Raw genomic sequence first — 13296 nt, 5'->3', positions numbered from 1 at the left:
CAAAATCGTCGTCGCGAGAAGCTTCCCGAAATTGATGTATTTGCGATTCATGCGTTGGAAACGAACGTAGACGAAGGAGCCGAGCCATTGGAATGGCTATTGCTGACCTCAGTGCCTACGTATACGCAAGCACAGGCCCTCGAGCGTCTGGCATGGTATGCACGTCGATGGACAATTGAATCGTGGCATCGTGTGCTTAAAAGCGGCTGTCGCATTGAAACCCGCCAATTTGGCAATGTCGAACGATTCGTACGCGCCACCGCGTTGTTCGCCGTAGTAAGCTGGAGAATCCTGTACGGGATGCTGCTTGCACGGCTTGATGGAAACCTGTCGTGCGAAGTATTGCTGCAGCCAATCGAGTGGCAGGCCCTCTACTGCCGTACGCACGGTAGTACAGAAATGCCCGATGAACCGCCCTCACTCGCGCAGGTGATTTTGTGGATCGCCAGACTCGGCGGCTATCTTGCCCGAAAGCGTGATCATCCTCCAGGGCCTACCGTCATCTGGCGTGGCTTTCTTGTTCTGCATGAAATTACGATGATGTACCGAATATTCAGGGCGAGTGACGGCAAGGCTACCTTGCCTGCCTTGCCGCCTTTGCCAACGAGATTGAGCATCGAGCGCACGCTCTTTATTCTCGACTGGCTTCAGAACGTCGAGCTGCGCCGACGCGTTCATGCCGGCTTGAACAAGGGCGAGGCCCGCAATGCGCTTGCGCGCTCGGTGTTCTTCTACCGCCTCGGGGAAATCCGCGATCGTAGCTTTGAGGCGCAGCGTTATCGCGCCAGCGGTCTGAATCTGGTCACCGCAGCGATCGTGCTGTGGAACACCGTCTACCTCGAGCGGGCCGTCCAGACCATGCACGCCCGTGGTGTACCGGCCGACGCTACGCTGCTGCCGTATCTGTCGCCGCTTGGCTGGGAGCACATCAACCTGACCGGCGACTACGTCTGGCATAAGGACCGCAAGCTTCAGGCCGGCAGGTTCAGGCCACTGCGGCCGATGCCGGGGGCGGAGCCGCGGATTCGGCGTCCCTCACAAACTGCCGAAGGCTCAACCGACCTTGCCGCCATACCCGGCGAGCTCGACATCGTATAATCATCGCATACAGCATTGACCTCGCGAAGAGAACCTCCCCTGTGAATAACTTGACGTCTCAACAGCCGCTTGCCGATGACGATTTCGCCCGTCTCGCCGGGTTTCTCGACTCCATCGGCGATGCGGCGATGAACATCGAAACGCTCGACGGATATTTCGTCGCGTTGATTTGCGGACCCGACATCGTGTTGCCCAGCGAGTATCTGCCCCAGATCTGGGGGGAAGATTTTTCGTTTGAAAGCGACGGGCAGGCCACCGAAATCATCGAGCTGCTCATGCGTCACTGGAACACGATCAGCACGGAATTGCAGCAAAGATGATCCCGATCATGATGCTGCATCATGAACACAATCCCGACCCGCAGATGCGGCCACCATCGATCCCTGCGGAGAAGCGCGAGGGACTGCTGGAGACGATGATCGCCGGGCTGACCTACATCTACCGTTACTTCGAGCCACATCGGCGGGCACTGGCGCACATCCCGGCGCGTCTGCCCATGCGCCGGGAAGAACCGAAAGTCGGGCGCAACGAGCCGTGCCCGTGCGGTAGTGGCCGCAAGCACAAGCATTGCTGCATGGCCAGTTCGCCGACGTTTCACTGATCAGGCAACACATTGGTCTGCTAAAATCTGCACCGACTCGAGACCTGATTATCGGGATTCTTCTGGAGACGTATCACTTCGTGCGGTTGAGCACACGACACATTGGGGCCGCCATCAACTCTGCCGAGGATGATTTTGCCGCTGGACTCCTAAGTCGTTATCTCACTGAGGAATATTCTCACTATTCGCTCATAGCGACATGTTTACGGAAACTCGGCCTTGCGGAAGAGCATATCGTGACTGCGCATCCACTCATTGGTACGGCGTCGCTCGTGAGCATGTTTTCAGATGTCGCGCGTAGTTCCACCCTCGGCTATCTTTGCTGTCTGAACCTCATCGAAATGCGGTCGGAAGACCTTGCCGAAGCGGAGGACGCATGGGTCGACATTGCTCGCAAAGCCAATTTGCCGCCTGATACATTTTCTGGATTGCTGCAGCATATGCAGACAGACGTCAATTCAGGCCATTCTGATCTCTTGGAGACTTGGCTCCAAGAGATCAGAATATTACCGCCGCGAGTGCACACGCGGCGGTAAACAATATGCACGATATTAAGCACTCTTTCGATCAATATCATGACCAAATTGTTCAATATTACTCGGACGTTTCAAACTACATTCCACGGTTAAAGGTAGACTACTTTTCGTTTTGAAGTGGTGCCGATAGGAGCGTTCACGGGCTTCGTCCGCCTTCGGTTTTCGGGCAGCATGATCCCCCTCAACATTGCGGTCGGAATAACGTCCGTGAAATAGTGCACCTGATAACTGCCGTTGACCGGTTGCCAACCCCAACAGCCGAGAAAAGTCGTCAAGGCAAGCCGCTGCGGGGCGACTAAGGCAACGCTGAACAAGCCGTTGTATTCATCGATTCGGGCGCAAACGGAGGCAGATTCATCGTGAGTGAAGCTTTCCGGCTGCATTTCCTGCCCACCAGGGCGTTGCGCACGGGCCTGCGGCCCGCTTTTCGCCCATTGCGGGCGTACCTGTGCCATCAATCGCCTGCGCGAGAGATAGACGTTGGTCAACGCGAGCGCGACGAAGGCGCGATTGGCGTTCTTCGCCAGACCGCGATAGCGCACCTTCGTGAAGCCCCACAGGCGCTTGACAACAGCAAACACGTGCTCAACCCGAGCGCGGATCTTCGACTTGTTGCGATTCTTGCCGCGCGCTACCTCGTCAACTTCGCCCGCACGGCGCGTACGCTGATTGGTGAAGTCGCGTGCCTTGGGGGCCTTGCCGCGGATCAGTGCTTTCTGGCTCGCAACAGATTGCGGGTTTCGGCCTCTTGCAACTCACGGATTTTTCGCGACATTCATGAGCGGGCGAAATGGGCGGGACCGTTGCGAAAAATGATGGCTATAAAATCATACGACGACGTATTATCATTAGGAATGCGAACGTAATGGACGTTGCATTGCATGGCACGGTGAACCGACCATGGAGCCGTAGGTCCTGCGATGATTTTCAGCAATAGTGTCGAAGGTTGATCATCGTATAAGCGAGCGTCTTGAACGCGTAGTGCACCTCGCTGATGCGTTCGAAGCGCAGCAACAGACGGCGAAACTTGTCTTCCAGGCGAAGACGCGCTCGATGGTTCTGAAGCGCTCCTCGGAGATGGCCGGATCAAAGCGCCGCTTGCGACCGCGTTTAGGCGTTTTGCGCCCACGCGGGTTCTCGGGAATGTTGGGCGCCATGCCACGATTGAAGATCGCGCGTCGGTTGGCACGACAGTCGTAGACGCCATCCAGACTGACGATTGCGCCTTGCAGGTCTGCGCCGATGGCGCGGGCCATTGCAGTGAGTTTCGGCAGCGCCTCGCGCAGCAGGGGCGATTCGTTGCGGTTACCTGGGGCACTGACGAAGGGCGCGATGACGTTGCAGTGGCGATCGCAGAATGGCACCACCTTGTCACCCTTCAGATGTTTGTGGCCGCTGTAGCCGAGGTTGTCACCGCCTTTCTTGGCGGCCGTCGTGGTGCCATCGCCGTGAACAACCGTTAGATCAAGCAGGCTGTCGTCACGAAGCCTGCTTACCGAGCCAGCAAAGATGGCATCGATGCAACCCTCGGCCTGCCAGCGACGAAACGATCGATAGATACGCGTATAGTGAATTTCGGGGAGACCTTTTGCATTCCTCTCGATAGGCAACATCTTCCATTGACAGCCCATGTACAGCACCTGCAAGATGTAGTTGAAGGTCTTGTGCAAGGGTCAGTGAGGCCGTGGTCCGCGCCGACCCGTGCTCAGATGCGGCAAGACAAATTCTTCGAACTGCGCCTGGCTCAATTTCACGGGAATTACCTGCCAGCGTGGGTTTCCGGTCATGCGCTGCGTCCAGAAATCTGGACGTTATAGCTGATCTCGCGACCTGATCGGAAATCCAGTCCTCAGCGGCTCGCACGCAAATTCGATGGCATTGAAAAACTAGCAACCAGTTGCATGAAATCCAGCATTGGCGCGGCCCCAGACAAATCGGGCTGCCCGGAAAGACTAGCAACCAGTTGGCAATTTGCGCACCCTATCAACCTGGACAGGGGCCAGCACGGGAACCATGCAGTAAGCTCAATTCGTTCGGATAACAGATTGTTCGTTTGGTCGATGCACTCTCGCTCCGACGACCGGTGATCGGGCGTCGATTGACAAGACCGTGTGCCTGCTAAGCGTAACCGGTCTTTCATTCCGAACAGGAAAGTTACAACAAGATTTTGCTTACACGTTGGCGTCGGCCGCCTTACGGGCAGCGGTTGCATTGCCCACCACCCCGCGTTGTGTGGCGAGACGAGGGCTGAAGAACGCCGCACGATACCAAGGAGATCCCATGTCCACCCCCCTGTCTGCAGTCGAATTCAAGGAAGCCGAGTTTGCGAGGTTGTCCGTCAGTCCCACCTCGGAGTGGGCAAACCTCGGCGGGCAGTTTCGCGGCTTGCCCACACCCGTCTACGGCATTGTCACGTTATCGAGATGGTCGGGTAAGATCGCATGATGAAAAATGCAAAATCGCTGTACCACGGTCATCGCTTTCCCGCATCGGTCATCAGTTGCGCGGTGCGTTGGTATTTCAGGTTCCAGCTCAGCCTGCGCGATATCGAAGAGCTGCTGTTCGAGCGCGGGGTTATCGTCAGCTACGAAACGGTACGACGCTGGTGCGATAAGTTCGGCGCGTGCTTCGCACACCGTGTGAAAGCGTCGCGTCGCAAGCCCGGCACCACATGGCACCTTGACGAAGTATTTGTGACGTTGCGCGGTGAGCCTTACCTGTTGTGGCGCGCCGTCGAACAACACGGTGCCGAACTCGATATCCTGCTACAGAAGCACCGCGACAAGGCAGCAGCGAAGCGGTTTTTCGAGCGCGTGCTTGCCGCGTGCTCTGAGGCACCGCGCAAGATCGTTACTGACCAGCTGCGCAGCTATCGGGCGGCGAAAGCCGAGATTCCCGCACTGGCTTGCGTCAAGCACGTCTTTGTCAAAGCCAGCGCGCGGGTCAATAACCGGGCTGAAAACAGTCATCAGCCGACCCGCGAACGCGAGCGACGCATGCGTGGCTTTCGCGATCCAGAGCGCACGCAGGCTTTCCTATCGAGCTTCGGTCCGATCGGGCAGCACTTCGCGCTGAAGCGACACCTGCTACGCGCCTCGCTCTATCGCAAACAGCTTGCCACACGCATCGCCGCCTGGCATCGCTTCACAGAGATCACCCAAGTTCCGCCGGTTTTCTGAGCAAGCGCGTTGCCCCCCACTATTACGTCGCGAGCAAATTAACGTGACAGTGCCGTCCCGACATTTAAAAATGGCCTTGACAACGCATGCGCCGATTCAGGGAAAATAATTGCACATGCCATTAAATAGATCTTGAACCGCGCAAACGTTGTACTAAATTATCAAGTGCGGACGAATATCTACCAATGAATCATCCGCACAACGGATGAAAGGAAATAAACCCACGTTCTCATTTCATTCCGGATTTCACTGTAAATCATCCAGCCCGATTGTTCGAATCAGATCGGATGCCCTTTCATTTTTTAAACGGTGATCGATATGGCAAATTCACATCAGCCAACGGTTCATGAAGTGAAAAACGCCGAACCGGCCAAGAACGTGTTCGACGGCCACAAGGTGGATCTCTACATTAATACGGGCACGCTCGGCGGCAAGCACTACCTTGTCACCGTCAACAAGCCCGACGGCACGCCGACGCTGATCGCGATCCACCTGTAATCGCCGCGGCACAGGTTCCGCCAGTTGCGGGGCGAGCCGCGCGCCCGCCCCGTGCGCCCACTTCGGGAGCCTCATCATGGAACAGATCGAATCGCCCGCAGCCCGCCCGCGGCTGGTGGCGCCCGTGACGCTGCGGCAGGTCGACGCGCCGCCCGACAGCCCGTACGCCGCCGTCGCGCTGGCCCGCACGCTCGACCAGTTCGACGGCCGCCACGATCTCGACGAGATCGCGCGCGATGAGCCCGCGTTGCCGCGCGCGCTGCTCGACGAGCTGGTCGGCACGCTCGACGAGGCCGGCCTGATCGACGACGACGCGCCGGTCGCGAGCCGCGCGGGCTCGGAAGTGATTCTCGAGATCGAGGATCTCGTCGAGCAGTACTGCGAAGAGACGCTCTACCGCAATCCGTTCTGGCGCGCGTGCCTCGACACACGCTCGCCGGGCGACCTGCCCGAGCGACTCGCGATCGGCATGGTGATCGAGAACTGGCACTTCCTGTTCCGCGAAAGCTATTTCGATGCACCCGTGCTGTCCTACGTGCCGAGCACGCCGGTGCGACTGACGCTCAACCGTTTCTTCTCCGAAGAGTACGGACACGACGAAATCCTGCTGCGCGCGCTGAATTTCGCAGGGCTGAGCCGCGCCGACATGCTCGATGCGATCCCACTGCCAGAGACGATGGGGCTGTGTAACGCGCTCGCGTACTGGTCGCACAGCGATCCACTGTTCTTCTTCACGACGCTTGGCTTGCTCGAAGGCCAGGGCATGCAGCACGACAGCTTCATCCAAGCGTGCGAGCGCGCGCAACTGCCCGACGGGCTCGTCGGCCCGCTCAAGACGCACGCGAACATCAACCTCAACGCCGCGCACGGTAGCCTGACACGCGCGATTTTCCAGGACGTCCCTGTGCTCGATGCCGTCACCGTCGGGCGCGTGAAGGCCCAGCTACGGCTGTTCGTCGAGCTCTACGACGACTTCTACACGGCCGTCTGGCACTACTACACTTCCGACGCGCCACTGCTGCGGCGTGTGTCCGACCTGTGAGGCGACCACCATGGACAGCTCGCTAGCAGCTCCCGCGATGCCGAAATTCCGCGGCATCGTCACCTCGCAGCTCACGGATAGCGACGCCGTGCTGAGCGCCGGCGGCCGGCAATGCGCGTTCCGCTTCGCGCCGGACGAGGCGACCGACGTCGCGCGCCTGATCGGCGACCTGCACGTGGGCGGCCTGACGCCCGAGGAACTGGCCACGCGCTCGCCCCGCATCGCCGACAAGATTCCACCGCTGCTCGCCGATTTCAACGTACTGCGCCTGCTGATCGAATCCGATCCGCGCCGCGCCGCGGTGGCGACGAGCGGCGCGCAGCTCTACCGCGACATCCGCCGGATCGCAGACCGCACCGCCGCGCGCAGCGCGCGCTCGGCATTCCTGCGCGCGCTGGTCGAACAGCGCGCGACGCGCCGTCAGTTGATCGGCTATGCGCTCGAGTATTACTGGATCGTGCGCGCGGCGCCGGGGCTGATCGGCCCCGCGCTCGGCTGGGCCGCCAGTCCCGCGGAGCGCACGCTGCTGCAGGACTTCCTGAAATCGGAGCTCGGCCACGACCGGTTTCTCGAGGGGTCGCTGAAGGCCGCAGGGCTCGGCGATGCCGAGATCGAGCAGCACCAGCCGCTGCCCGCGACTTTCTCGCTCGCGGCCGCGCTCGGCGTGCACGCGCGCCAGCATCCGCTGTCGTTCAAGGCGAACCTGTTTCTGTTCGAGCGCGCGCAACCTGCATTCATCGACACGTTCGACGCGCGCTGCGTCGCCCTCGGCATGCCCGAAGCGTTCTACCGGCCGCTGCGCGCACACGCGGACCTGAACGACACCTACCGGCACGAGGACATCTCGCGGCAGTTGATGGCGCTCGACACCGCGATCGACCCCGAAGCCTGCACGGTCACGAAACGCAACGTCTCGCTGATGGTCGAGACGCTGGTGCGCCAGGAACACACCATCCTCGCCTACTACGCAGACGACAGCGCGCCGCTGCCGCGCATCTTCCACTGAGGGTCGCCATGGATCTCTGGACATTTCAGCGTTATCAGTCGCCGCGCCTCGTCATCGACGCGATTCACCACGAGCCCGGCTCGGCGCTCGTCAGCATGCGCGCGGGCGCGCACGAATACCGGCTGGCGTTCGACGCCAGCGACGCCGCGGACCAGATCGCCGCGGAGCTCCACAGCCTGACCGACACGGCGTCGCCGCTGTGGTGGACGCTGCGCGAAAGCGAACCCGACTCCGGCTGGCACGCGCTCGGCACGTTTCTCGACACGCATTCGCTGATTGGCGAGGCCGACGACACGGCCGCCGATGCGCTCGCCGCGCAGGCCGCGCGGATCGACTCGTGCATCGCGCAAACGGTCGTCGCCAGCCTGGCCACGCTCGACTCCGCGCGGCGCGACGCGATCGCGCGCGACGCTGCGATGCTGCGGCTGCACCTCGACCGGCCCGCCTCCGCGCGCACGCTGTTCGACGCGCACGACGATCCGTTCGACGCGCAGGTCGAACCCAACTTCCATCTCGCGTTGCTGCGCATCGAGTTCGAATACTTCCGCCGCGCGGCACCGCTCACGCTGGCAGCCGTCGACTTGATGCTCGACGCGTTTTCCGGCGCGCCCCGCGCAAGCGCCGCGCACGATGCGCGGTTCGACACGGCCGGCCTGTACGATGAGCACGACCTGATGTCGCATCTGTGGCTCGTCGCGTCGAGCCTCGTCGCCGCGAGCGGCGACGAGGCGCAGCGGCTGCCGTGCGCGGACCTGCCGGCCGTGTCGCTGTCGAGCGGGCTCGAGTTCATGCGCCAGACCGAACTGATCACGCGCGAAACGCTGAACCGCTGGGGAGAGAATCCATACGTGAGCGCGGTCGACGCGCTGAACGGCGGCTATTCGCCGCTCGTCGCCGGCCCGTTTATCGAGCAGTACCACGTGACGCGGCGCTTCGTCGAGATCATCGCGCCGCTGCTGAGCATGCGGCTCAGCATCCCGCTGCGCTCGATGATGTTCCGCTACTACGGCGAGGAATACGGCCACGAGGCGCTCGAAAGCACGACCTGCGAGGCGCTCGGCGTCGCGCCCCGCATGCTCGCGAAGATCGTGCCGCTGCCGCTGCACTTCGCGTTCGTCGACGCGCTCACGCTGCTCGCCGATGTCGATCCGGTGTCATCATTCGCCGCGATCATGGTCGTCGAGGGCATCTTCGGCGAGCCGCCGAAGATGTCGCTGCGCCTGATGGCCGCGGTCAAGGACAACGAGGCGTTCCACAGCGTGTCCGGCGACCACGAGGAACTGAACGAATCGCTGAACCACAACAGCATCTCGCGCGACACGTTCGAGCAGATCGCCGCGATCGATCCCGCGCGCCAAGCAATCGCGATGCGCCGCATCCTGTTCCTGCTCGAACTCAACCACCGCGCCTGGAGCGGCATCGCCGGCTTTTACGGCGCGCAGCCCACGCTCGCGCTGCACGGCCCGTACGGCCGGCTGCTCAACCCGCGCGGCTGACGGCGCCGCGCCAGCTCGCACGCAGAAGGAGAGCCCCTTGGACGCACACTGCGACTACATCGTTATCGGCTCCGGCTCGGCGGGTAGCATCGTCGCCGCGCGGCTCGCCGCCAACCCGTCGATCAAGGTGCTCCTGCTCGAGGCCGGGCCGCTCGCGTCGCATTACCCGCCGATCCGCGACCCGAACCAGATCAACTGCCTGTATCGCATCGACGCGATTCACTGGGGCTACAAAAGCGTGCCTCAGACGCGCATGAACGACCGCGTGATGGACGTCTGGCGGGCGAAGGTAACGGGCGGCTGCACCGCGCACAACGACATGGTTTACGTGCGCGGCGCGCCCGCCGACTTCGACCAGTGGGCGCGCCAGTACGGCTGCGCGGGCTGGCGCTACCACGACGTAGCGCCGCACTTCGAGCAGGTCGAAAGCATGCTGCAACCGACCACCACGACACGCAACGCTTTCGGCCAGGCGTTCGTGAGCGCGAGCGAGCAGCTCGGCCACCGCTACAACCCGAACTACAACGACGGGCGCCCGATGGCCGGCGTGTCGCCGTTGCGCTCGACGATCGACACGCGCTTCCAGCGCGTGACTAGCTACCAGCGCTACGTCGAGCCGCTGCTCGCGCGGCAGTCGAACCTGACGTTGGCCGCCGAATCGCTCGTTGAACGGATCGAGTTCAACGGCACGCGGCGCGCCGCCGCGGTGCACTACATCCGTGGCGGCGCGCGCGTGCGTGCGGCCGCCGACCGGGAAATCCTGCTGTGCGCGGGCGCGATCAACTCACCGCAGATCCTGATGCGCTCGGGCGTCGGCGACGCCACGCAGTTGCGGCAGCTCGGCATCCCCGTGCAGATGGACCTGCCGGGCGTGGGCGCAAACCTGATGGACGCGCTGATCTTCCAGGGCGTCTGGACGTCGCGGCAGCCGATTCTCGACCAGCCCGTCAACGAGGGCTACGCGATCGTCTGGGCCAACGCGAATGCCGACGGCCAGCCGGCCAATGCGGCCGAGATGATGCGCGGACGCTATACGTGCGGCCAGTCCGAGCAAGAACTGCGCAGTTTTTATTCGGTGACGGGCGACATGATGCGGCTACAAAGCCGGGGCCGCGTCGCGCTCCGCTCGGCCGATGCGACCACCGCGCCGCTGATCGACATGAACTTCCTGTCGGCGCCGGGCGACTTCGAGCAATGCGTGCAGGGCTTCGAGCTGATGCGCGCGCTCGGCAACGCGCCGGGGCTGTCGGCCTGGCGCGGCGAAGAGCAGACACCCGGCCCGTCGGTACGCACGCCCGCCGAGATCCGCAACTGGATCTTGAGCAATGCGGGCTCGCTCAGCCACCCCGTCGGCACGTGCCGGATGGGCACCGGCAACGATGCGGTGGTCGATCCGCAGTTGCGCGTTCACGGGGTCGAGGGGCTGCGGGTCATCGACGTGTCAATCATGCCGCGCATTACGTCCGGGCACACGCAGGGGCCAGCGCTGATGATCGGCGAGAAAGGCGCCGCGCTGGTGCTCGCGCACGCGTGACAGCGCGCGCGGCTCGTAACGCATGCGTCTGCGCGGGGCTCATCGCGAGGAACGGCGCGACGCGGCGCCGATCGTCTCGGCCCATCGATCGTCGTGCGACGAGGAACACGATCCCGTCCGCGCGTTGCGGCGGGGGAATTTTCTGAGAACGTTTTGCGTTCGTCGGGCTGGCTCCAAAGTGGTAGGGGTGTTGTGCGTGGCCGGGGCGTTGTCACGTTAAGATATACGAGACGCAAGAGCGCACGGGACGTACATTTGCTCAGAAATTGGACGGATCCTGGGTGAGCCCAGTGAAGCGATGCCACCCGGCAAAGCGTGCGGCGTCACGATGCTGCCTGACAGCGACATCGTTCAACCCTGACGAAGAAGCCGAAAATGAATTGTTCAGGACCGACTACTGAGGATGGGAGTTGGCAGCGTTCTCGTCGTTTGCGGCAATCACGCAAACACTCGGGCGAGTACATCGAGGTATGCCAACGACAGACCGAGAGAACCAAATCCATGAGCGCGACCACTGCGGTGCAGACTGACCAGCCACTTCCGCTTGTTCGGTTTATCACGCGAGTCTACGCACAGTTAGTGCTGGCCGCCTTCGCTCTTGTTCCGTCCTATCTGATCGCCTATCTGCATTTATTTCAGAACCCGACACTCAAGTTCGAGAACCATCCGTTCCACGAATTTGCAATTGCAGCAGCGACGCTTGAGGCCCTTTTTGTCACATACGTGGCATGGCAGTGTTATCGGTCCTCCGGAGAGCCGCTGCTGCGATGGATGACACTGGCTTTCCTGGGATTTGTACTGATCTACGCCTTGCATGGAGCATTCACCGGGCTCGCACATGACAACATTTGGCTATTCCTGTTGTACGGACCGGCGTCGCGCCTGACGATGTCAATCCTGCTGCTAGTCGGGCTTCTGTCGTATCACCGGCCGCCTGACCCAGCCGACCGCCGCGCCGGAGCCCGGTACTGGCTAAGCTGGGCCGCAATCTTCCTCGTCGTGGACGTTTTGGTCGCGCTTCTGGCGCATTCTACGGTTGCTGGGATAGTCCTGCTTCGGTTCACGGAGGCTACGGCACTCATTCTGTCAACGCTGAACGTCGCCATCTTGATGCTGAGTCGGCCTCGGTCGCCGTTGATGTTGGTGTACGGTATCTCCATCACGTCGTTCGCGCTGTCGTCGGTCGCTTTCCTCCTTGGTCGCCCATGGAATCACATGTGGTGGCTTGCTCATGTCATTTTCGCCAGCGGCTTCTTTCTTCTCAGCTATGGCGTGGCGTATGCCTTTTTGACAACACGCTCATTTGCGACGATCTATAGTCGCGAGGAACTGAACGCACGGCTCGCCCATGCGATGGCCCGCACCGAAAGCGCTCTGCAGGAGCTGCAGCGTACCAACCGGAAACTTGAGCATCTGGCGGCGACCGACCCGCTAACAGGGGCCGCCAACCGGCGTCATTTCATTGAGCGTTTAGAAGCAGAGGTCGCTCGCGCAAAGAGTGACGGTGCCCCGTTCTCACTCCTGGCGCTCGACCTCGACAATTTTAAGTGGGTGAACGACGCTTACGGGCATCAGGTCGGCGACACAGTCCTGCAGGGATTCGTGCAAGCATGCCTCGACGCGATCCGGCCGTACGACGGCGTAGCACGCGTGGGTGGTGAAGAGTTCATGGTGCTGTTGACCCGTACGTCGCTGGATGCCGCACTTGCAGTTGGCGAGCGCATTCGCGCGGCAATTGCAAGCACGACGTTCGCCGGTGAGGTCGGACGCAAGGTGTCGATAACAGTCAGTATCGGTATATCGCAGTTCGGTACGGATGGCAGTACGATTGACGCACTGCTTCGGGCAGCCGACCAGCGGCTCTACCACGCCAAGCGTCAGGGTCGCAACCGGGTGGCGGCTGTATAGCGGACGAGAGCCCGCCGATGTGCGCAAGCGATCTTTCACGGTCTCGCAGGCGAGTCGACGTCATTGAGCACGCGACATTTGAAGCAATATAGAAGAAAAGGGCCTCTGTTGAATTTCCAGTGGGTGGTATCGTCCCGGTTTCTGCATAATCAAGACGAAGGCAGGTCATGCACAGCAAGCTGTTCGAAGCCGCATTGGGTGTAAGTGATCCGTGGTTCGTGAGCGGCGTCGATTTCGACGCGGCCACCAAGCTGCTGACGATCCAGATCGACTTCACTGCCGGAAGCCGCTTCGCGCATCCTGAGGTGGCCGGCGCGCATCCCGTGCATGACACTATCGTCAAGCGTTACCGGCACCTGAACTTTTTCCAGCATGACTGCTACCTCGAAGTGCGCACG

Annotated in this window: 13 protein-coding genes and 2 pseudogenes; 13 read left to right on the top strand and 2 right to left on the bottom strand. The window is 61.4% G+C overall.

The annotated features are described in order from the left end of the window. The 4 genes from GCT19_RS44020 to GCT19_RS39340 form a co-directional block, all read left to right on the top strand. The coding region (locus GCT19_RS44020) for an IS4 family transposase (RefSeq protein WP_227749470.1) at window positions 1-1098 on the top strand (1098 nt) is incomplete at its 5' end. Between the two features lie 41 nt (window positions 1099-1139). Further along, window positions 1140-1418 (top strand): UPF0149 family protein, encoded by a 279-nt coding sequence (locus GCT19_RS44990; protein WP_408582414.1) that lies wholly within the window; start codon window positions 1140-1142, stop codon window positions 1416-1418. Further along, window positions 1415-1699, top strand: a complete 285-nt coding sequence (locus GCT19_RS44985) for an SEC-C metal-binding domain-containing protein (RefSeq protein WP_193727544.1) — start codon at window positions 1415-1417, stop codon at window positions 1697-1699. The genes GCT19_RS44990 and GCT19_RS44985 overlap by 4 nt, the downstream gene beginning before the upstream one ends. Beyond that, window positions 1666-2235 (top strand): hypothetical protein, encoded by a 570-nt coding sequence (locus GCT19_RS39340; protein ID WP_018432606.1) that lies wholly within the window; start codon window positions 1666-1668, stop codon window positions 2233-2235. The genes GCT19_RS44985 and GCT19_RS39340 overlap by 34 nt, the downstream gene beginning before the upstream one ends. Before the next feature lie 452 nt (window positions 2236-2687). On the opposite strand, the pseudogene GCT19_RS39335 reads toward GCT19_RS39340, so the two are convergent. Both GCT19_RS39335 and GCT19_RS44015 read right to left on the bottom strand, forming a co-directional pair. Next, window positions 2688-2960: pseudogene (locus GCT19_RS39335) on the bottom strand (transposase); the annotation flags it as partial. Between the two features lie 225 nt (window positions 2961-3185). Continuing rightward, window positions 3186-3905: a transposase gene (locus tag GCT19_RS44015; protein ID WP_227749469.1), complete on the bottom strand. Its 720-nt coding sequence runs from the start codon at window positions 3903-3905 to the stop codon at window positions 3186-3188. Between the two features lie 610 nt (window positions 3906-4515). Between GCT19_RS44015 and GCT19_RS43085 the strand changes: the two genes are divergently transcribed. The 9 genes and pseudogenes from GCT19_RS43085 to GCT19_RS39290 all read left to right on the top strand — a co-directional run. Next, window positions 4516-4680 (top strand): hypothetical protein, encoded by a 165-nt coding sequence (locus GCT19_RS43085; protein ID WP_018432837.1) that lies wholly within the window; start codon window positions 4516-4518, stop codon window positions 4678-4680. Next, window positions 4680-5414: an IS6 family transposase gene (locus GCT19_RS39325; RefSeq protein ID WP_152854904.1), complete on the top strand. Its 735-nt coding sequence runs from the start codon at window positions 4680-4682 to the stop codon at window positions 5412-5414. Before GCT19_RS43085 ends, GCT19_RS39325 begins: the two co-directional genes overlap by 1 nt. 318 nt (window positions 5415-5732) lie before the next feature. Next, on the top strand, window positions 5733-5912 hold the full coding sequence (locus GCT19_RS39320) for a hypothetical protein (RefSeq protein ID WP_018437908.1): 180 nt from the start codon (window positions 5733-5735) through the stop codon (window positions 5910-5912). Between the two features lie 76 nt (window positions 5913-5988). Further along, window positions 5989-6954 carry an iron-containing redox enzyme family protein gene (locus GCT19_RS39315; RefSeq protein ID WP_018437909.1) on the top strand — a complete coding sequence of 322 codons (966 nt, stop codon included), beginning with the start codon at window positions 5989-5991 and terminating at the stop codon, window positions 6952-6954. Window positions 6955-6964: 10 nt separating this feature from the next. Then, window positions 6965-7960, top strand: coding sequence for a hypothetical protein (locus GCT19_RS39310; protein WP_227717816.1), 996 nt, complete (start codon window positions 6965-6967; stop codon window positions 7958-7960). 8 nt (window positions 7961-7968) lie between these two features. Then, on the top strand, window positions 7969-9456 hold the full coding sequence (locus GCT19_RS39305; RefSeq protein ID WP_018437911.1) for a hypothetical protein: 1488 nt from the start codon (window positions 7969-7971) through the stop codon (window positions 9454-9456). 37 nt (window positions 9457-9493) lie between these two features. Then, complete coding sequence (locus tag GCT19_RS39300) at window positions 9494-10990, top strand: GMC family oxidoreductase (RefSeq protein WP_018437912.1); 1497 nt, start codon at window positions 9494-9496, stop codon at window positions 10988-10990. A gap of 501 nt (window positions 10991-11491) precedes the next feature. Further along, window positions 11492-12898, top strand: coding sequence for a GGDEF domain-containing protein (locus tag GCT19_RS39295; protein ID WP_152854903.1), 1407 nt, complete (start codon window positions 11492-11494; stop codon window positions 12896-12898). A 167-nt stretch (window positions 12899-13065) separates the two neighbouring features. After that, window positions 13066-13296 (top strand): annotated as a pseudogene (locus tag GCT19_RS39290) (ISL3 family transposase); the annotation flags it as partial.

This window comes from Paraburkholderia atlantica, from assembly GCF_009362785.1.
GTDB classification, from domain to species: domain Bacteria; phylum Pseudomonadota; class Gammaproteobacteria; order Burkholderiales; family Burkholderiaceae; genus Paraburkholderia; species Paraburkholderia atlantica.
The sequence above is the reverse complement of the archived record's forward strand: the minus strand, read 5'-3'. Positions and strand labels throughout refer to the sequence as shown.